The following is a 17,985-nucleotide window of genomic DNA, read 5'->3' as shown; positions in this document are numbered from 1 at the left end:
GGTCTCCGTCGGCAAGGGTGGTTGCCCGTCGCTGAGGAGCGCCTGAGCAGGCGCCCCGAGGGAACCCGGGGCGCCATGCGCTCAGTTGCGGAAGCGCTGGCAGGCCTGCCAGTGACGCATCAGCAGCAGATAGGTCAGGCCGGCCGGGATCAGGCTGGCGTACCAGGACACCGTGGATGCGCTGAAGGCAGCCACCACACCAACCACTGTGGCGACCAGGGCCGCGGGATTGACGCCGCGATAGGGGCCGTTCTCGTCATACAGCTTGTCGAGGTCGAGGGTGCGGCGACGGATCAGATAGTAGTCGACCACCAGTACCGCGAAGATCGGACCAAGGAAGGCGGAGTAGGTCTGTACAAAGACCTGCAGGCCGGCGGCGGATTCGTCCTTGACCAGTTCCCAGGGGAAGGTCGCAAAGGCCAACAGACCGACGATCACCGTTGCCTTGCGGTAGCTGAGCTTGAAGGTGTCCATCAGTACATAGGTGGGCGGCACCACATTGTTCAGCACATTGGTGGTGACCTGGGCGAAGGCGATGAACAGCAGGGTGGTCATCAGCAGCGGTGTATTGTCGACTGCGTTGGCAAACACCTTGATGGGGTCGGCCACGCCGGTGGCCTCGGACACCATGAAACCGATCAGGCCCATGAACATCGTGCAGGGCAGGATCGACATGGCGTAGATGGTGGTCAACAGCCCTGGTCCGGTGCCTTCCTTGTGCTCACGGGAATAGTCACTGACATTGAGCATCATGGTGCTGTAGATACCGAGGAACAGCATGGTGGCTCCCCAGAACGGCAGCCCCCAGGAGCCTTCCATGGTCAGCAGATTGGCGGACAGCACATCGCCATAACGCACCACGGTGCTGTAGAACATGTACACCAGTGAGGCGAGGATGAAGGCGCTGCCGATGTTCTCCAGCCACTTGATGCCCTGGAAACCGAGCACCGAGAGTCCGATCTGCAGGAACTGGAAGCCGATGAAGAACACGATCAGGTTATCGAAGCCGAACAGGGTCGCCGATACCAGATTGAGTGCTCCTGCACCGATCCAGCTCTGAAAACCGTACCAGACGATGGCCGGAACCGCGCGTACCAGTCCCGGCAGGCGAGTGCCCTGAAAGCCGAACGAACTGCGTGCCTGGACCATGAAGGGGATGCCGTACTTGTACCCGGCGGCGCCATTCAGGGCCAGGGCAATGCCGATCACGAAGCAACCGATGGCAATGGCCAGGGTTGCCTGGATCAGGTTCAGGGTGCCGACCACGCTTGAGCCCATGGTGAAGGTCCCGATCGAGACACAGCCACCGAACCAGGCCAGCAGGTAGGAGGTGCGCCCCATGATGCGTGTCTTCTGGGGCGCCAGGGACTCGTCACCGGCGGCCTTGGTGGCCGAGCTGTCGGTGGCAGCACCCGTAGTCGGGTGCGATGGGGAAGTGGACATGTCGATTCTCGCTCTGTTGGTTTGTTGTTGGAGGAGATAGCTGGATGCGATGGTTGGAGGAGAGCCTGTTGTTGGTTGTTGGGGCCTACTGATCGTTGGAGCCTGTTGATTGCAGGGGCCCGTTCGATGCCCGAGAGCGGCAAGCCTGTTCATGTGTCGTGCCGCAATGGCCCTTTCGACCCTCCCGAGCCGAGTTCTGGTGCCACAGTCGTTCCACGACCATGGTCATGCCGTGTTTGTCACTGACCGGGTTCGAATCCCGAGAGATGAGCAAACTTCCCGGTGTAGGTCTTGGCGCGAGGCCAGGCCAGATCACCGACCTTGCTGGTGGCCAGTCCAAGGCCGACCAGCGCTTCCGCCAGCTTCACTGCTGCGGTGACGCCTTCAACGACCGGTAGACCGACTTCGCGGCTGATGGTCTCGGTGAGGTTGGCCATGCCGCCGCAGCCCAGCACGATGGCACCAATACGATCCTCGTCGCGGGCACGTCGTCCTTCTTCGATGATCCGCTCCAGAGCGCGATCACTGTCGTCCTCGAGATCCAGCACGGGAATCTCTGCGGCGCGTACCCGGCGACAATGGTGGCTGAAGCCATACTGATCGAGCAGGTGTTCGGCGATGATCACCGTGCGGCCCAGGGTAGTGACCACGGAAAAGCGCGTGCTGATCAACGTAGCCATGTGGAAGGCCGCTTCGGCGATGCCGATGACCGGAGCTCGGGTAATCTCGCGTGCCGCCAGCAGTCCCGGATCACCGAAGCAGGCAATGACATAGGCATCGGGCGGTGATTCGCGATCCAGACGCATGATCTCTTCTGTGACACCTACGGCGCTGATGGCTTCGTCGAAGTGCCCTTCAATGGACACTGGCCCTGAGGGCGGCTGAGAAGCCGTGACTCTGGTGCCCGACGCGGCGATGGCAACGCCAGCATCTCGGATGGTGGCGGTCATGCCCGCTGTGGTGTTGGGGTTGATCAAGTGAATATGCATATCAGCGATCCTGATGGGTGAATCCTGTGGTACAGCAAAAATTATCTTTGTACACAAAATAGCGTTGCTTCGAATACGCATCAAGGCAAAGATGTGCCGAGAAAACGCATTCGTTTATTTTGTTTTTAATCAGTGTCTTATATTCGTTAGCTGAGTCATGGAATGGCTTTGTTCAACGGTACTCAGCACTTGTCGGTTCGAATCATCAGTTTTTGTGTACACTTTGCCCGGAGTTATTGTATACACTTTTTGAGTCCGATAGACTCTTGCAACCCGGCAGTGTTCCAGCTTCAGCGGACTCCGGAGCACTGACTGGGAGAGAAGTAATGGAAATATCGAGTTTGAGTGCCTGTTAGGGCTTGATGATGACTTGAGTACAGTCTATCTTTTCTTTGTATACATAATGGCTAATCGAGTCTGGATCCAGCTTCCTGGTGCCGAGTCTCTTTACATCAGGATTCACGTCAGATCTGTTCATGTTCACAAGCGTCTACAGCAGATCTGACCATAGCCATTACACAGCATTGCTATAAAAACACCGCCACAACAATACAGGCACAACATCGCTTCCGGGCTGGCTGAACCAGCATCAGGAAGCTGGGCGCCGAGATACAGCAAGGCCCAGGAGTTGTCTGAAAAATCAGGAGAAAGGCATGAGCACGTCGGCTTCCTATCCCCGCGATCTGATCGGCTACGGTCAGAAACCACCGCACGCCAATTGGCCCGGCAAGGCCCGCATCGCTGTTCAGTTCGTACTCAACTACGAAGAAGGTGGCGAAAACTGTGTCCTGCATGGAGATGCGGGTTCCGAACAATTCCTGTCGGAGATCATCGGGGCTGACAGTTATCCGGATCGCCACCTGAGCATGGAGTCGATCTACGAATATGGCTCACGTGCTGGTGTCTGGCGCATCCTGCGCGAATTCGAGCGTCGCGGCCTGCCGCTGACGGTCTTTGGCGTGGCCATGGCGCTGGAGCGCAATCCCGAGGTTGCCCAGGCCTTCAAGGAGCTGGGCCACGAGATTGCCTGCCACGGCTATCGCTGGATTCATTACCAACAGCTATCGGAAAAGGTCGAGCGCGAGCACATGCGCAAGGCCATCGAAATCTTCGAGAAGCTGTATGGCGAGCGACCGTTGGGGTGGTATACCGGTCGTGACAGCCCCAACACTCGCCGCCTGGTGCTCGATGAAGGCAGCTTCCTGTATGACAGCGATTACTATGGGGATGACCTGCCATTCTGGACGCGTGAGTCTGACAGCGAGGGCGTCGAGCGTTCGCACCTGGTAGTGCCCTATACGCTGGACAGCAACGATATGCGCTTTGCCGCACCTCAGGGCTTCAATACCGCCGACCACTTCTTCACCTATCTGCGTGATGCCTTCGATGTGCTCTATGCCGAGGGGGAGGAGTCGCCGAAGATGCTGTCCATCGGCCTGCACTGTCGCCTGATCGGGCGCCCGGGTCGCTTCCGTGCGTTACAGCGCTTCCTTGACCACATTGAGGCCCACGACCGGGTCTGGGTCACGCGTCGTGTCGATATTGCCCGTCACTGGGCAGAGCACTTCCCGGCTCCGACTTCACAGGGGTGAACGATGCCGCCCCCGCCAGCAAGGGGCTGGTGGGGGCGGCGGTTCAGATGGCTGGTGGTGGTCGTTGAGGGGGGGGGAGTGTGGGGCTGCCCCTGAGACCTAACCGACCCAGCCGATGGCCTGGGCGACCAGCAGGAAGCCGAGCGAGATTACGACCCAGACGCAGAACAGCGGGAAGAAGAACTTGACCCATTTCTGCCACGGCACTCCGGCCAGTGCCAGCGTAGCCATGAAATAGCCGGATGTCGGATACAGGATGTTGCCGATACCGTCGCCGAGTTGGTAGGCGAGTACCGCGGTCTGTCGGGTGACTCCGATCAGATCAGCCAGCGGTGCCATGATCGGCATGGTGACCAGAGCCTGGCCGCTGCCGGAAGGTACCACGAAGTTGAAGGCCAGCTGCGCGAAATACATGCCGGTGGCGGACAGCAGGGTCGGGAGTTCTCCGACCAGATTGCCGAGGCCGTAGACCAGGGTGTCCATGATCTGGCCATCCTCGAGGACGACAGCGACACCACGGGCGATACCGGCGATCATGGCGCCGACCATGACGTCTCGGAAACCCTGGTTGAAGCCTTCGCAGATGTCTTCGGTCGTCAGGCCCGCGACAAGGCCGACGACAATGCCCATGATGATGAACAGGCCCGCCATCTCCATCATGAACCAGCCCTGGGCAAGGACGCCGTAGACCAACAGGGCCATGAAGGCGAAGGTGGTCAGTGCTGCCAGCTTCTGGCGCGGGCTGGCGCTCAGCGCACCCTCATCGGTGGCATGCAGGTAGTCATGACGTTTGGCGGTCTCGTTCGGGTCATTGGCCATCAGGCTGACATCGGGGTCATGGCTGACCTTTCGCGCATAGCGCATGACGAAGATGATGGCGGCGGTAAGGATCGCAACAAACGCGAGAGCTCGCAGCATAAAACCGGAGTAAAGCGGCAGACCGGAAAGCTGTTGTGCCAGGCCGGTGTTGATCGGGTTGAGCACGCCAGTGGCAAAGCCCGCCGTCGTAGCGCAGAGAGCAACCGCGGCAGCAGTGACCGAATCGAAGCGCAGTGCGATCATCAGCGGCAGGATGACCGGCACATAGACCAGCGCCAGTTCCTGGGTGCCGATGATGGTCGCAATCAGCGCGAACACGGTCATCAACACAGGAATCATCAGCAGGCGGCGGTTGGCAAAGCGTCGACTCAGTTTGTCGACGCCGATCTCGATGATGCCGGTGCGACGCAGCACCATGAACATGCCACCGATCATGAAGGTGAAGAACACCACCTGGCCGGCGCTCATCAGGCCATTGGGAATCGCCAGCATGAAGTCGGTGAGGGTCGTTGGTGATCCGTCGACGAACTGGAAGGATTCCGCATCGATAGTGGTTCGCCCATTGGGTCCTGGTACGCGCTCGTACTCACCTGCCGGGATGAAGTAGGTGGCGATCGATGCCAGAGCAATGAAGACGAACAGAATGACGTAGATGTTCGGGATGCGCAGTCCAGGCTTGCGCTTGCGGTTGGTTGATGGGGAGGCCTTGCCGGCCGCCGGCGATTGAGTTGGTGTTGTCTGGGTCATGGGGCCCTCAGGGTGTTGTTGTGACTACTCAGGCGAGTGTGGGTCTCGCCTCGGGGCGCTGTTGGAATTGGTCACGCAGATGGTGCGTGTGGAATTGCGCCTTTGGTCAGTGAACATTAATATGGAATCGATTTCCATAAATATGTCGAAAACAAATGCAACGAGCCTGCCGCATCAATCGCCCATGCGAGCAGGAGTGGTGGGTACGTTGTCGAGAAAACAAGAGGAAACCGGATGCTGGAACTTGTAGCGCAGCCCTTGACTGCAGAGGCTTTCTCCGCCTTTGGTGACGTGATCGACTCGCGGACCTCGGAGCACTTTTCGATCAATGCCGGACGTACCCAGCGTCACCATGACCTGGCAAGGGTGGAGACGCTGGGCGACAACGCGCATACGCTGATCAGTATCTTCGTCAGCCAGCCGATTTCCCTGCCGCTGGAACTCACCTTTCTCGAGCGCCATCCCCAGGGCAGCCAGGCGTTCATGCCGCTGCATGAAGAGCGTTTCGTGATCGTGGTCGCTCCCGCGGGTGACAGCATCGACCCTGCCGATGTCCGCGCCTTCGTCACTGATGGGCGCCAGGGCGTCAATTACCGAGCCGGTACCTGGCATGCCATCCAGTCGGTGCTGGAGCGCGAGGGTGAGTTCCTGGTCGTTGACCGTGGTGGCGACGGCAACAACTGCGACGAACATCCCTTGCAGGTACGCGTCAGCCTGGATTGAGGTGGCCCGCGACTCGGGGCTGCATTGCCGATTGCCCAGCAAGTCGCGCTGCTCCCGTCATGAGTGAAAGAGCCAGAACACGACAAGGAAAAGACCATGAGTACAGACAAGCCCGTCAGAAGCTATTACGCACCTCAGGGTGGTCATCCGGACCAGAAGGTCATGACCACCGACCGCGCCATGTTCACCGAGGCCTTCGCGGTGATCCCCAAGGGGGTCTATCGCGATATCGTCACCAGCAAGTTGCCGCACTGGAGCAATACTCGCCTGTGGGTTCTGTCGCGGCCGCTGTCCGGCTTCGCCGAGACCTTTTCCCAGTACATCATGGAAGTTGGCCCGGAAGGTGGCAGTGAACGCCCGGAATCCAACCCGGATGCCGAGGGCGTGCTGTTTGTCGTCGAAGGGGAACTGGAACTGACCCTGGCCGGAAAGACCCATACCATGGTGCCCGGTGGATACGCCTTCATTCCGCCGGGGAGTGACTGGCAACTGTTCAACCGCTCCTCATCAGCGGTACGCTTCCACTGGATTCGCAAGGCTTACGAACGGGTCGATGGCATTGATCTGCCGGAGCCGATCGTCACCAACGAAAATGACATCGAGCCGACGGTCATGCCGGACTGCAATGAGGTCTGGGCCACCACGCGCTTTGTTGATCCGGATGATATGCGCCATGACATGCACGTCACTGTCGTGACCTTCCAGCCGGGTGGAGTGATCCCATTCGACGAGACTCACGTCATGGAGCATGGCCTCTATGTGCTTGAGGGTAAGGCCGTCTACCATCTCAACCAGCAGTGGGTCGAAGTCGAGGCCGGCGACTACATGTGGTTGCGTGCCTTCTGCCCCCAGGCCTGTTACGCCGGTGGCCCGGGCCCATTCCGCTATCTGCTGTACAAGGATGTGAACCGGCACATGAAACTGCCGACGCTGGACTGATCGCGAGTTATTAACCCAGCATGCTTTTGTGTTGGGTTGATTGCGGCACAGGGACGTGCCGCCGTCGGCCATCAGACCGACGCGAGACCGCACCACACCAGCAGATCCGCGCATCTGCGCCCGTGTGGTGCGGACGAAAATCAAATCGATCAGGATGAGCTATTTGATTGCCATGTTAACGATGTTGACCCAGTACACCCTTGTGATGGGGCAATAACCCAATCGCTTATCCTGAGCGATTGGGTTGTCATGTTATGGCAGGATGCCGAGCCGTCTCGGCATCCTTCTCGATGATCTTTCCGGCCAGCTCTTTCCCGCCAGTGTTTTCCCTTCTGTTGCCCCGAAGCCTTCTGCTGTGGGGTATACCTGCTTGCTGCCGTTTCCCCTTGGGAGAGTCAGTGCTCGTCGGCGGTGAAAATCTCATTTCTGTATACATTATCAAACGCTTGTTTGGGAGCTGGCAGTCTACCAGGCCCGGGATGCCTCGCGTCGCTCGGTAGTGAAGAGGCTGGTCGGCTCCAGTGACTCTGCTCCTCCCGGGTCTTGAATGCGGCCTTATACGGAAGTTGAATACGTCGTTTCTATAACAAATAACTGTTTATAAACAGATAGTTAGTCTGTATTTCCTTTCGTTGTTGTCAATTATGTGGAAAATTTTTCCAGTTTCTCTGGCGCTGCGCTTCCATGGCTGCTACAAATATTGAAAAGAATTTCCATAAAAATAGTTTCGTCGCCATTGTAGATACTATTTTGTATACAAAAATCACAACCAGATAACAGGAGAAGCATCATGGCTCGTATGACCGCCGCTGACGCTGCTGTGCATGTGCTGCGCAAGGAGGGCATAGATGTTGCCTTCGGCTTGCCCGGTGCTGCCATCAACCCCTTCTACGCCGCCATGCGTAAGGTGGGAGGTATCGATCATGTGCTGGCTCGCCATGTCGAGGGCGCTTCACACATGGCCGAGGGCTATACCCGTACCAAGCCCGGCAATATCGGGGTTTGTATCGGCACCTCTGGCCCCGCCGGCACCGACATGATCACCGGGCTTTATTCGGCATCGGCGGATTCGATTCCGATTCTGTGCATCACCGGCCAGGCGCCGGCCAACAAGTTGCACAAGGAAGACTTCCAGGCGGTGGACATCAAGGCCATCGCCGGACCGGTGACCAAGTGGGCCATCACCGTACTGGAACCCGCCCAGGTGCCGCGTGCCTTCCAGCAGGCCTTTCAGATCATGCGTTCATCGCGTCCCGGACCGGTGCTGATCGATCTGCCGATCGATGTACAGATGACCGAGATCGAGTTCGATCCGGATACCTACGAGCCGTTGCCGGCCTACAAGCCTGCGGCGACTCGTGCCCAGGTCGAGAAGGCGCTGACCATGCTCAATGAGTCCGAGCGTCCGTTGCTGGTGGCCGGGGGTGGCATCATCAACGCGGATGCCGCCGAGCAGCTTCAGACCTTCGCCGAGTTGACCGGTGTGCCGGTGATTCCGACGCTGATGGGGTGGGGCACGATTGCCGATGATCACCCGCTGATGGCAGGCATGGTGGGCCTGCAGACCTCCCATCGATACGGCAACGCCACCATGCTCGAATCCGACTTCGTCATGGGCATCGGTAACCGCTGGGCGAACCGCCATACCGGCAACCTCGAGACCTACACCGAGGGCCGCAAGTTCGTTCACATCGATATCGAGCCGACCCAGATCGGGCGTATCTTCGGCCCGGACTACGGCATCGTCTCCGACGCCAGGGCGGCACTCGACCTGTTGATCGAGGTGGCCTCCGAGTGGAAGCAGGCCGGTCGTCTCAAGGATCGTAGTGAGTGGGCCGAGTCCTGTCAGGAGCGCAAGCGCACCTTGCTGCGCAAGACCCATTTCGATGACGTGCCGGTCAAGCCGCAGCGTGTCTACGAGGAAATGAACAAGGTCTTCGGCCGTGACACGCGTTATGTCAGCACCATCGGCCTGTCGCAGATTGCCGGTGCCCAGTTCCTGCATGTCTACAAGCCGCGCCACTGGATCAACTGTGGTCAGGCCGGTCCGCTGGGCTGGACCATTCCGGCCGCGCTGGGTGTCTGCCGCGCTGATCCGGATGCCGAGGTGGTGGCACTTTCCGGTGATTATGACTTCCAGTTCATGATCGAGGAGCTCGCCGTTGGTGCCCAGTTCCGCCTGCCTTATGTGCATGTGCTGGTCAACAACGCCTATCTCGGTCTGATCCGCCAAGCGCAACGCGGCTTCGACATGGACTACTGCGTGCAGCTGGCGTTCGAGAACATCAACTGCGAAGAGATCAACGGCTATGGCGTTGACCATGTCTCGGTGGTCGAAGGTCTCGGCTGCAAGGCGCTGCGTGTCTCGCGTCCGGATGACATTGCTCCTGCGCTCAGGCAGGCGCGTGAGATGGCCAGAGAGTATCGCGTGCCGGTAGTGGTCGAGGTGATTCTCGAGCGCGTCACCAACATCGCCATGGGTACTGATCTGGGCGGCATCAACGAGTTCGAGGCATTGGCCGAGAACCTCGAGGATGCACCGAGCTCGATTGCCGCACTGACCTGAGGGCAAGGGGCTTCAAGAACATGGGGACCTGAAACACGGTCCCTGACCCTCTCCCGGCACGGCAATGGGGATTGCGGTGCTGGGTCGATAACCACGGTTGGACAAGCCTGGTTCCAGAACCACAACAGGGAGACCCGAAATGTCTCGATTTGCTGCCAATCTCAGCATGCTGTTCACCGAAGTGGACTTTCTCGATCGCTTTGAAGCGGCCGCTCAGGCGGGCTTCAAGGGCGTCGAGTACCTTTTCCCTTACGATTATCCTGCCGAGGAAATCAAGCAGCGCCTTGATGCCAACGGTCTCGAGCAGGTGCTTCACAACCTGCCGGCGGGTGACTGGGGAGCGGGGGAGCGAGGGATCGCCTGCCACCCGGATCGCGTGGAGGAGTTCCGCGCCGGTGTCGATACTGCCATCGAGTACGCCACCACCCTGGGTTGCCGTCAGGTCAATTGTCTGGCCGGTATCGTGCCTGAAGGTGTGACCCAGGAGCAGGCGCATCGCACTCTGGTCGACAACCTGCGTTATGCCGCGGAGCGTCTCGAGCAGGCGGGCATCCTGCTGATCGCTGAGCCGATCAATACCCGCGATATCCCGGGATTCTTCCTCAACCGTACTGAACAGGCACTGGCGCTGTTCGATGAAGTCGGCAGCGACAATCTCAAACTGCAGTACGACATCTATCACATGCAGATCATGGAAGGGGACCTGGCGCCGACCATCGAGCGTCACCTCGCGCGGATTGCCCACGTTCAGTTGGCCGATAACCCCGGCCGTCATGAGCCGGGCAGTGGCGAGATCAATTACCCATTTCTGTTCGCTCACCTTGAACGGCTGGGCTACACCGGCTGGATCGGCTGTGAGTACAAGCCGGCGACCACTACCCAGGAAGGTCTGGGCTGGTTGGACGCCGCGCGCCGCTGAGTGAAACGCTTCCTTTTATTGTCTTGCGCTGTACAGAAGTCATACGCAGCACAGAAGTCATACGCAGTACAGATTTCAGGAGAAGTATCATGAGCAATATCGGTTTTATTGGTCTGGGTATCATGGGGCGTCCGATGGCGGGGCATCTGATCGATGCAGGCCACCAACTGACCACGGTCAAGCGTGGCAGCCTGGATGCCACCCTTGCTGACAAGGGTATGCAGGTGGCGGATTCGCCGAAGGCCGTGGCCGAGGCGTCCGACATTGTCATCACCATCGTGCCGGACACCCCCGATGTGGAAGAGGTGCTGTTCGGTGAGAACGGTGTCGTCGAGGGGCTCAAGCCGGGCACTCTGGTGATCGACATGAGCTCGATCGCGCCCATCGCCACTCAGCAGTTCGCCGAGCGCATCCACAAGGCCGGCGGTGAATATGTCGATGCACCAGTATCCGGTGGCGAAGGTGGGGCCATCAATGCCGCGCTGACGATCATGGTCGGTGCCACCGAGGAAGGCTTCCAGCGTGCCTTGCCGGTTCTCGAGGTCATGGGCAAGACCATCACCCATATCGGTGGTCATGGTGCGGGCCAGACCTGCAAGGTTGCCAACCAGATCGTGGTGGCGCTGACCATCGAAGCCGTTGCCGAAGGGCTGCTGTTTGCTTCTCGTGCCGGTGCGGATGTGGCCAGGGTTCGCGAATCCCTGCTGGGCGGCCTGGCACAGTCGAAGATTCTCGATGTGCATGGCGAACGCATGATCAAGCGCACCTTCGATCCGGGCTTCCGGGTTCGACTGCACCAGAAGGACCTCAACCTGGCTCTGGAAGGCGCTCGCAGTCTCAACCTGGCACTGCCGGGGACGGCCAATGCCCAGCAACTGTTCCAGGCGTGCGCGGCGCAGGGCGGCAGCGACTGGGATCACGCGGGTATTCTGCGTGCTCTCGAGTCATTGGCGGACCACGAGGTGGGGCAAAAAGGTGAGTGAATGAGATCAGCCCAGTGAGTTGGGCTGGTCAGTGATCTTGCTGTGTCAGTCGTTGCCTCGTGGATGGTCCTGTATCGCAAGCCACTGTGTCGCAAGCCCCGGGGTCGGCAGCCGCTGCATACGACAGCACGGTGTTGAGGGCCCAGGGATGACAGTGCTGTGCCGCCAGGGCTGAGGTGACGGCGGCTATATTTGTTCTTCCCACATTCGTGTGGGTCGGCTACTCGTGTTCCCGACACGAGCACGCACTTCCCACATCCGTGTGGGTCGGACAGGGGAGTTGACTGCTCCCTGAGCGCAGGCGTCGGGTCGTCGCCTGCCTGGGCCGCTACGGCGGCCCTTGCTCGCCGGCTTGCTTCCCCCCTGTTCCTGCCGGTCGGCGAGCCTTTTTGAATGAGTCGAGCTACGATCAGGTCGAGCTTGAAGCCGCAACCCCTGGCTTTTGTGCATGAGCAATGAAGCAGCGCTGACCAGTTCGTGACCCGCGGCTCGAAGTCTGTTACGTATGCTCGGTACTTATGATCAGTACTTATGATCGGTACTTATGGCTACAGAAGGACAGTCTGGTCCATCCGCCTGTCACATTTTTCGTGTAGTTTATTTACAGATACACCGCAAGGCCGTGCCCCTGAACCGAGAAGGGGCGTCGCCAGCAGCCCACCAAGGTGACGGTGTTTCGATACAACCTGTTGTTGAAAAGAACAATTTCTACCAATATGACCCGTGTGAAGCTTGGGTTCGCCTTGATGTCCCTATGTGTAGTAAAATTACATAACGAGTTGCCCGTCAGGGCGACCCAGGTCGCAAGAGATCGCTGATGCATCTCATCCGTACCGACATGGCCCGCATCACGATGGGTGTTGAGAAGGGATGTCGAAAATGGTCGTCGAGCGCTCCATCGAAGCGAGTGCTACGGGCGCAGCAGGGCAGTGCATCAGGGTTTCCAGAGGTCATATTCGAACCATCATCGAGGACAGCATGAGCCGACTGCCACATCCCCCTATTCGCCGTACCAAGATCGTAGCCACACTCGGGCCTGCCAGTGATCGCGAGGGCGTCCTCGAGAAGATGCTCAAGGCCGGAGTTGATGTGGTGCGCCTCAACTTCTCCCATGGTAGTGCCGACGATCATCGACGCCGACTCGGCGAGGTGCGCGAGATCGCCGAACGTCTGGGCCGCAGTGTCGCCGCTCTGGGTGACCTGCAGGGGCCGAAGATTCGTATTGCGCGTTTTGCCGAAGGCGCTGTACAGCTGACCGAGGGAGCCCTCTTCGTCATTGATGTGTCACTGGACAGGGATGCCGGTAATGTTGATCGCGTGGGCTGTGAGTATCGCGAGCTGGCCGACGACGTAACCGCCGGTGACCGTCTGTTGCTTGACGATGGACGAGTGGTGCTGGACGTCGATCGTGTCGAGGGCAGCGAGATCCATACCCGGGTTGTGGTCGGCGGCAAGCTGTCCAACAACAAGGGCATCAACAAGCAGGGTGGAGGTCTCTCTGCCCCGGCGCTGACCGACAAGGACAAGCAGGACCTCAAGACCGCCATGGAGATCGGAGTCGATTACCTGGCGGTGTCCTTCCCGCGGTCTGCCGAGGACATGCTCGAGGCGCGTCGTCTGCTGGGCGAAGCCGGCAAGGAAATCGGCCTGGTGGCCAAACTGGAACGCGCTGAGGCCGTGGCCGATGACGAGACCCTGGACGGCATCATCGAGGCCAGTGAGGCGGTGATGGTGGCGCGTGGAGATCTGGGCGTCGAGATCGGTGATGCCAAGCTGATCGGCACCCAGAAACGCATCATCAAGCATGCGCGCAGCCACAACCGGGCCGTGATCACTGCGACTCAGATGATGGAGTCGATGATCGAGTCGCCGCTGCCGACCCGTGCCGAGGTGTTCGATGTGGCCAATGCGGTGCTGGATGCCACGGATGCGGTGATGCTGTCCGCCGAAACAGCGGCGGGGGATTTCCCGGTGGAAACCGTCGAAGCAATGAACCGCGTCTGCCTGGGAGCGGAGCGTGAGCGCATCGCTCAGGAATCCGGCCACCGCATTCACGAGGGCTTCGAGCGGATTGATGAAACCATTGCCCTGTCGGCCATGTATGCTGCCAACCACCTTTCCGGTGTCGCGGCCATTGCCTGCATGACGTCCACCGGCTATACACCGCTGATTGCCTCACGGATTCGCTCCGGTCTGCCGATCGTGGGTCTGGCCCACAATCCGCTGGCGCAGCGCCGCATGGCGCTGTATCGCGGCGTGATCTCACTGCCTTTCGATACCAGTGAGATGACGGCTGATGAACTCAATGATCGAGCGTTGGAGCGTATCGTCTCGCATGCCATCGCGGATATCGGCGATCACGTCATCCTCACACGTGGTGACCACATGAATGCCCACGGCGGCACCAACACCATGAAGATCCTCGACATCAACGAGCGTCATCTGGGGAAATAAGGCTACGAGCTACGAGCTACGAGCTACGAGCTACGAGCTACGAGCTACGAGCTGGCACATGTTCGTTCCCGACGAACATGTGCACTTCCCACATCCCTGTGGGTCGGCTACTCGTGTTCCCGACACGAGCATGCACTTCCCACATCCCTGTGGGTCGGCTACTCGTGTTCCCGACACGAGCATGCACTTCCCACATCCCTGTGGGTCGCAAGCTGAGAGCGACGAGCTACGAGTACGCTACGCTCGAGCTTGAATCCCGCTCCGCGTGAAAAGGCGCGGGGTTGTCGGTTTTACGCTGAGTTTCCCGGCGCTCGCGACTTGAGGCTGGGTCCTCGGAGCGGCACTGTGCAGCTTGAGGCTCGTCGCTTTTTGCTCGAAGCTGGTATCTCTCAGCACCGAACGGCGCGCCTCAGCATGCTGGCTTCGAGATCGGTGATGCGATCCACGCCCAGTAGACCGATGGTGCGGTCGATTTCCCCTTGCAGGATGCCCAGTGCATGGGCGGCTCCTTCCTGACCACCTGCGGCCAGTCCATAGAGGGTGGTGCGTCCCAGCCATACCGCATCGGCGCCCAGCGCCAGAGCCTTGACGACGTCTGTTCCTCTGCGAAATCCGCTGTCGATGAATAGTTGGCAGCGGTTCCCCACCCTTTGTCGGGCTTCCGGCAGTACCTCGAACGGCGAGCAGGCATGATCGAGTTGGCGACCGCCGTGATTGGAGAGCACAACCGCATCCGCGCCGATGGCGGCTGCCTGCTCGGCCTCGGCGGGTGACAGGATTCCCTTGACGATCAGCTTGTGCGGCCAGAGGTCGCGCAGCCAGGCAATGTCATCCCAGTTGAGGGTAGGGTCCAGTTGCTGGCCAATGATCGCAGAGGCTCCCTGGACGCCCTGCTTGTCGGGGGGCAACAGGTCGCCGAGGTTCTTGAAGGTTGGCATGCCGTCGGGAATCAGCACGTCAGCCATCCAGCGTGGTCGAGTCAGTAGGTGGAGGAGGTTGCGCAGGGTGGGCTGCATGGGCTTGCGGAAATTGCGCACATCCCACTCTCGATTGCCATAGATGGCGCTGTCGGTGGTTACCACGATGGCTTCATAGTCGGCGGTTCGGCATCGTTCCACCAGTTTCCTGACATAGTCCCGGTCACGATAGAAGTAGATCTGCATCCATGCCGTGAGCCCTTCGATGGCGGCGATATCCTCCAGCGAGGTGGTGGAGACGTTGCTCAGCACGAAGGGAATGCCTGCATCGCGAGCGGCTTTTGCCAACTTGATGTCACCGTCAGCCGTCAACATGCCGTTATAGCCGGTCGGGCCGATGGCCAGCGGCATGGCGTACTGTTTTCCCAGCAGTGTGCTGGTCAGGTCGCGTGGGCCGACTCGGGTCAGGGTTCTGGGTTCGAACAGGTAATCGGCGAATACGTTTCGGTTGCGAGCCAGGGTGCGCTCATCATCGGCGCCGCCCTGAAGGTATTCGAAGACGAAGTTGGGCAGTCGACGCTGAGCAATACGCTCCAGGTCGTGGATATTGAGGGCCTTGCGGTAATCGCTTCCGGCGTAGGAGCGGCGTTTCACGGGAGTCTCCAGATGAGGGCCATTGCACCAATGTCTAAGACGGAGGTGCTTTTTGTTTTGTCACCATACTACCATACTAGTCATATCAGGAAGAGGCTGCTGTATTTCCATCAGGACCAGCCGGGCCATGTCGAAAGCCAGGGCAAGGTTGGAGCCGAAGTCAGAGCTCGAGGTGGAGAGCGCATGAGGTGGATAAAGCCCGAGGTGGAGAGAACCCCATGAATACAACGCTGCAATCGCTATGGCAGGAAACGCGGACCAGCGACCCCGTTCGCCAGCGGCTCTACCAGGTGCTGCGTGAGTCAATCATCAGAATGGTGCTGGTGCCGGGGCAGGGTCTGTCGGAAAAGGAACTGGCCGACACCTTCTCGGTGAGCCGCCAGCCCGTTCGCGAAGCCTTCATCCGGCTGTCGGAGGCAGGGCTGGTCGAGGTCCGACCGCAACGCGGCACCTTTGTGGTCAAGATCTCGCAGCAGGCAGTGCTGGAAGCGCGTTTCGTGCGTGAAGCGATCGAGGTGGCGGTAGTACGCCTGGCGGCGACTCGGGGACTATCATCGGCAACGCTGATGGAGCTGCATGACCTGGTCGAGCGTCAGCGGCGTTGCATCGATCCGCAGGATCACGACCGTTTCTATCACCTTGATGAGTTGTTTCATCGAGCGCTGATTCTGGGCGTGCATCAGCAGTCAGCGTGGAAGGTCGTGGAAGAGGTACGGGCTCATTTCGACCGGGTGCGCTATCTCAGTGTCCCCGACAGCACACCCATCGACAAGCTGGTCGATCAGCATGCGCATATTCTCGACGCCATCGAGCGCCGGGATGTGGAGGCGGCAGGGCAGGCGATGGAGATTCATCTACGCGAAGTGCTGATTTCTCTACCTGACCTGGTGCGGCGCTTTCCCGACATGTTCGAGGACCAGCAGACCCAATCCCTCGTTAAAGAAGCGAGCTTATGAACAACCGAGGACGCCAGCCAATGAAGATCACGCAGGCCTACACCATTGTCTGTGCCCCCGGGCGCAATTTCGTCACTCTCAAGATCGTCACCGACGAGGGGGTCTACGGTATCGGGGATGCGACCCTCAATGGGCGCGAAATGGCGGTCGTCGCCTACCTCGAGGAGCACGTGATTCCGGCGCTGATCGGCAAGGATGCCAGCTGCATCGAGGACATCTGGCAGTACCTCTATCGTGGTGCTTACTGGCGGCGTGGCCCGGTGACCATGTCGGCCATCGGTGCCGTCGACATGGCGCTGTGGGACATCAAGGCCAAGGCTGCCAACATGCCGCTGTATCAACTGCTGGGGGGTCGCAGTCGCGAGCGGGTGATGACCTATGCCCACTGCACCGGCAAGGACATCGACAGCTGTCTCAGCGAGGTCGAGCGTCATGTGGCCCAGGGGTATCGTGCGGTGCGCGTACAGGCTGGCGTGCCCGGTATCCCGACGATCTACGGTGTGGCAAAACGCGAGGGCGAGCGTTACGAACCCGCGGATGCGGAACTTCCCGCAGAGCATGTGTGGAGCACCGAGAAATATCTCAATCATGTACCGCAACTGTTTGCGGCGGTGCGTGAGCATTTCGGCCACGACCTGCACCTGCTGCATGATGTGCATCACCGCCTGACACCCATTGAAGCGGCCCGCCTGGGCAAGGCTGTGGAACCCTATCACCTGTTCTGGATGGAGGACTGTGTCCCCGCCGAGAACCAGGAGAGCCTGCGCCTGATTCGTGAACACACCACCACGCCTCTGGCGATAGGCGAAGTGTTCAACTCGATCCATGACTATCGCGAGATGATCCAGAACCAGTGGATCGACTATATCCGTACACCGCTGACCCATGGTGGTGGTATCACTCATGTCCGCCGTATCGCGGATCTGGCGGCTCTCTACCACATTCGCACCGGTTTTCATGGCCCGACCGACCTGCCCCCGGTGTGTCTGGGAGCGGCGGTGCATTTCGACACCTGGGTGCCCAACTTCGGTATTCAGGAACATATGCCCCATGACGACCTGACCCACCAGGTCTTCTCCCATGATCATCGGTTCGAGGATGGTCATTTCATCGTCGGCGAAGCCCCGGGGCACGGTGTCGATATCGATGAGTCGGCAGCGGCGCAATTCCCGTACAAGCGCGCGAGTCTACCCGTCAACCGTCTGGAGGACGGCACGCTCTGGCACTGGTAGGTCGTCAACAAGGTCAGGTGCCGCGCTATCAATCAGAGCAAGCGGCGTCACC

Annotated in this window: 13 protein-coding genes; 9 read left to right on the top strand and 4 right to left on the bottom strand. The window is 59.6% G+C overall.

Features of this window, described 5'->3' with window-relative positions; genetic code table 11:
• Positions 1–81: 81 nt before the first annotated feature.
• Positions 82–1,443 (bottom strand): NCS1 family transporter, encoded by a 1,362-nt coding sequence (locus BUE38_RS19425; RefSeq protein ID WP_073436893.1) that lies wholly within the window; start codon positions 1,441–1,443, stop codon positions 82–84.
• A 239-nt stretch (positions 1,444–1,682) separates the two neighbouring features.
• On the bottom strand, positions 1,683–2,432 hold the full coding sequence (locus tag BUE38_RS19420; protein WP_073436892.1) for an aspartate/glutamate racemase family protein: 750 nt from the start codon (positions 2,430–2,432) through the stop codon (positions 1,683–1,685).
• A 653-nt stretch (positions 2,433–3,085) separates the two neighbouring features.
• On the opposite strand from BUE38_RS19420, the gene puuE reads away from it, so the two are divergent.
• The gene (gene puuE / locus BUE38_RS19415) at positions 3,086–4,024 is read left to right on the top strand and encodes an allantoinase PuuE (protein ID WP_073436891.1); all 939 of its coding nucleotides are present in this window, start codon (positions 3,086–3,088) and stop codon (positions 4,022–4,024) included.
• A gap of 99 nt (positions 4,025–4,123) precedes the next feature.
• On the opposite strand, the gene BUE38_RS19410 is transcribed toward puuE, so the two are convergent.
• Positions 4,124–5,590: a YfcC family protein gene (locus tag BUE38_RS19410; protein WP_084542048.1), complete on the bottom strand. Its 1,467-nt coding sequence runs from the start codon at positions 5,588–5,590 to the stop codon at positions 4,124–4,126.
• Positions 5,591–5,824: 234 nt separating this feature from the next.
• Between BUE38_RS19410 and BUE38_RS19405 the strand changes: the two genes are divergently transcribed.
• From BUE38_RS19405 to pyk, 6 genes are all read left to right on the top strand, one after another.
• Positions 5,825–6,313: an ureidoglycolate lyase gene (locus tag BUE38_RS19405; protein WP_073436890.1), complete on the top strand. Its 489-nt coding sequence runs from the start codon at positions 5,825–5,827 to the stop codon at positions 6,311–6,313.
• A 96-nt stretch (positions 6,314–6,409) separates the two neighbouring features.
• Entirely contained in the window at positions 6,410–7,252 is an 843-nt protein-coding gene (locus BUE38_RS19400; protein WP_073436889.1) for a bifunctional allantoicase/(S)-ureidoglycine aminohydrolase, read from the top strand.
• Between the two features lie 790 nt (positions 7,253–8,042).
• Positions 8,043–9,818, top strand: a complete 1,776-nt coding sequence (gcl, locus tag BUE38_RS19395) for a glyoxylate carboligase (protein ID WP_073436888.1) — start codon at positions 8,043–8,045, stop codon at positions 9,816–9,818.
• 139 nt (positions 9,819–9,957) lie between these two features.
• Positions 9,958–10,737 (top strand): hydroxypyruvate isomerase, encoded by a 780-nt coding sequence (gene hyi, locus BUE38_RS19390; RefSeq protein ID WP_073436887.1) that lies wholly within the window; start codon positions 9,958–9,960, stop codon positions 10,735–10,737.
• An 89-nt stretch (positions 10,738–10,826) separates the two neighbouring features.
• Positions 10,827–11,720 (top strand): 2-hydroxy-3-oxopropionate reductase, encoded by an 894-nt coding sequence (locus BUE38_RS19385; RefSeq protein WP_073436886.1) that lies wholly within the window; start codon positions 10,827–10,829, stop codon positions 11,718–11,720.
• A gap of 978 nt (positions 11,721–12,698) precedes the next feature.
• The gene (gene pyk, locus BUE38_RS19380) at positions 12,699–14,174 is read left to right on the top strand and encodes a pyruvate kinase (protein ID WP_073436911.1); all 1,476 of its coding nucleotides are present in this window, start codon (positions 12,699–12,701) and stop codon (positions 14,172–14,174) included.
• A 389-nt stretch (positions 14,175–14,563) separates the two neighbouring features.
• Here the strand turns inward: pyk and BUE38_RS19375 are convergent, their stop codons facing one another.
• Complete coding sequence (locus BUE38_RS19375; protein WP_073436885.1) at positions 14,564–15,745, bottom strand: alpha-hydroxy acid oxidase; 1,182 nt, start codon at positions 15,743–15,745, stop codon at positions 14,564–14,566.
• A 218-nt stretch (positions 15,746–15,963) separates the two neighbouring features.
• Here BUE38_RS19375 and BUE38_RS19365 point away from each other — a divergent pair, with 218 nt between their 5' ends.
• Both BUE38_RS19365 and manD read left to right on the top strand, forming a co-directional pair.
• Complete coding sequence (locus tag BUE38_RS19365) at positions 15,964–16,701, top strand: GntR family transcriptional regulator (RefSeq protein WP_073436883.1); 738 nt, start codon at positions 15,964–15,966, stop codon at positions 16,699–16,701.
• A gap of 20 nt (positions 16,702–16,721) precedes the next feature.
• Positions 16,722–17,933 (top strand): D-mannonate dehydratase ManD, encoded by a 1,212-nt coding sequence (gene manD / locus BUE38_RS19360; protein ID WP_073436910.1) that lies wholly within the window; start codon positions 16,722–16,724, stop codon positions 17,931–17,933.
• The last annotated feature ends 52 nt before the right edge of the window (positions 17,934–17,985 follow it).

It is taken from the genome of Halomonas cupida, assembly GCF_900142755.1.
Classification (GTDB): domain Bacteria; phylum Pseudomonadota; class Gammaproteobacteria; order Pseudomonadales; family Halomonadaceae; genus Halomonas; species Halomonas cupida.
This window is presented reverse-complemented; position numbering and strand designations above follow the sequence as displayed.

Coding starts and splice junctions, on each gene's coding strand:
- puuE (WP_073436891.1), top strand. CDS start 3,086: ATGAGCACGTCGGCTTCCTATCCCCGCGATCTGATCGGCTACGGTCAG.
- BUE38_RS19385 (WP_073436886.1), top strand. CDS start 10,827: ATGAGCAATATCGGTTTTATTGGTCTGGGTATCATGGGGCGTCCGATG.
- gcl (WP_073436888.1), top strand. CDS start 8,043: ATGGCTCGTATGACCGCCGCTGACGCTGCTGTGCATGTGCTGCGCAAG.
- BUE38_RS19400 (WP_073436889.1), top strand. CDS start 6,410: ATGAGTACAGACAAGCCCGTCAGAAGCTATTACGCACCTCAGGGTGGT.
- manD (WP_073436910.1), top strand. CDS start 16,722: ATGAAGATCACGCAGGCCTACACCATTGTCTGTGCCCCCGGGCGCAAT.
- BUE38_RS19410 (WP_084542048.1), bottom strand. CDS start 5,590: ATGACCCAGACAACACCAACTCAATCGCCGGCGGCCGGCAAGGCCTCC.
- BUE38_RS19420 (WP_073436892.1), bottom strand. CDS start 2,432: ATGCATATTCACTTGATCAACCCCAACACCACAGCGGGCATGACCGCC.
- BUE38_RS19365 (WP_073436883.1), top strand. CDS start 15,964: ATGAATACAACGCTGCAATCGCTATGGCAGGAAACGCGGACCAGCGAC.
- BUE38_RS19405 (WP_073436890.1), top strand. CDS start 5,825: ATGCTGGAACTTGTAGCGCAGCCCTTGACTGCAGAGGCTTTCTCCGCC.
- hyi (WP_073436887.1), top strand. CDS start 9,958: ATGTCTCGATTTGCTGCCAATCTCAGCATGCTGTTCACCGAAGTGGAC.
- pyk (WP_073436911.1), top strand. CDS start 12,699: ATGAGCCGACTGCCACATCCCCCTATTCGCCGTACCAAGATCGTAGCC.
- BUE38_RS19425 (WP_073436893.1), bottom strand. CDS start 1,443: ATGTCCACTTCCCCATCGCACCCGACTACGGGTGCTGCCACCGACAGC.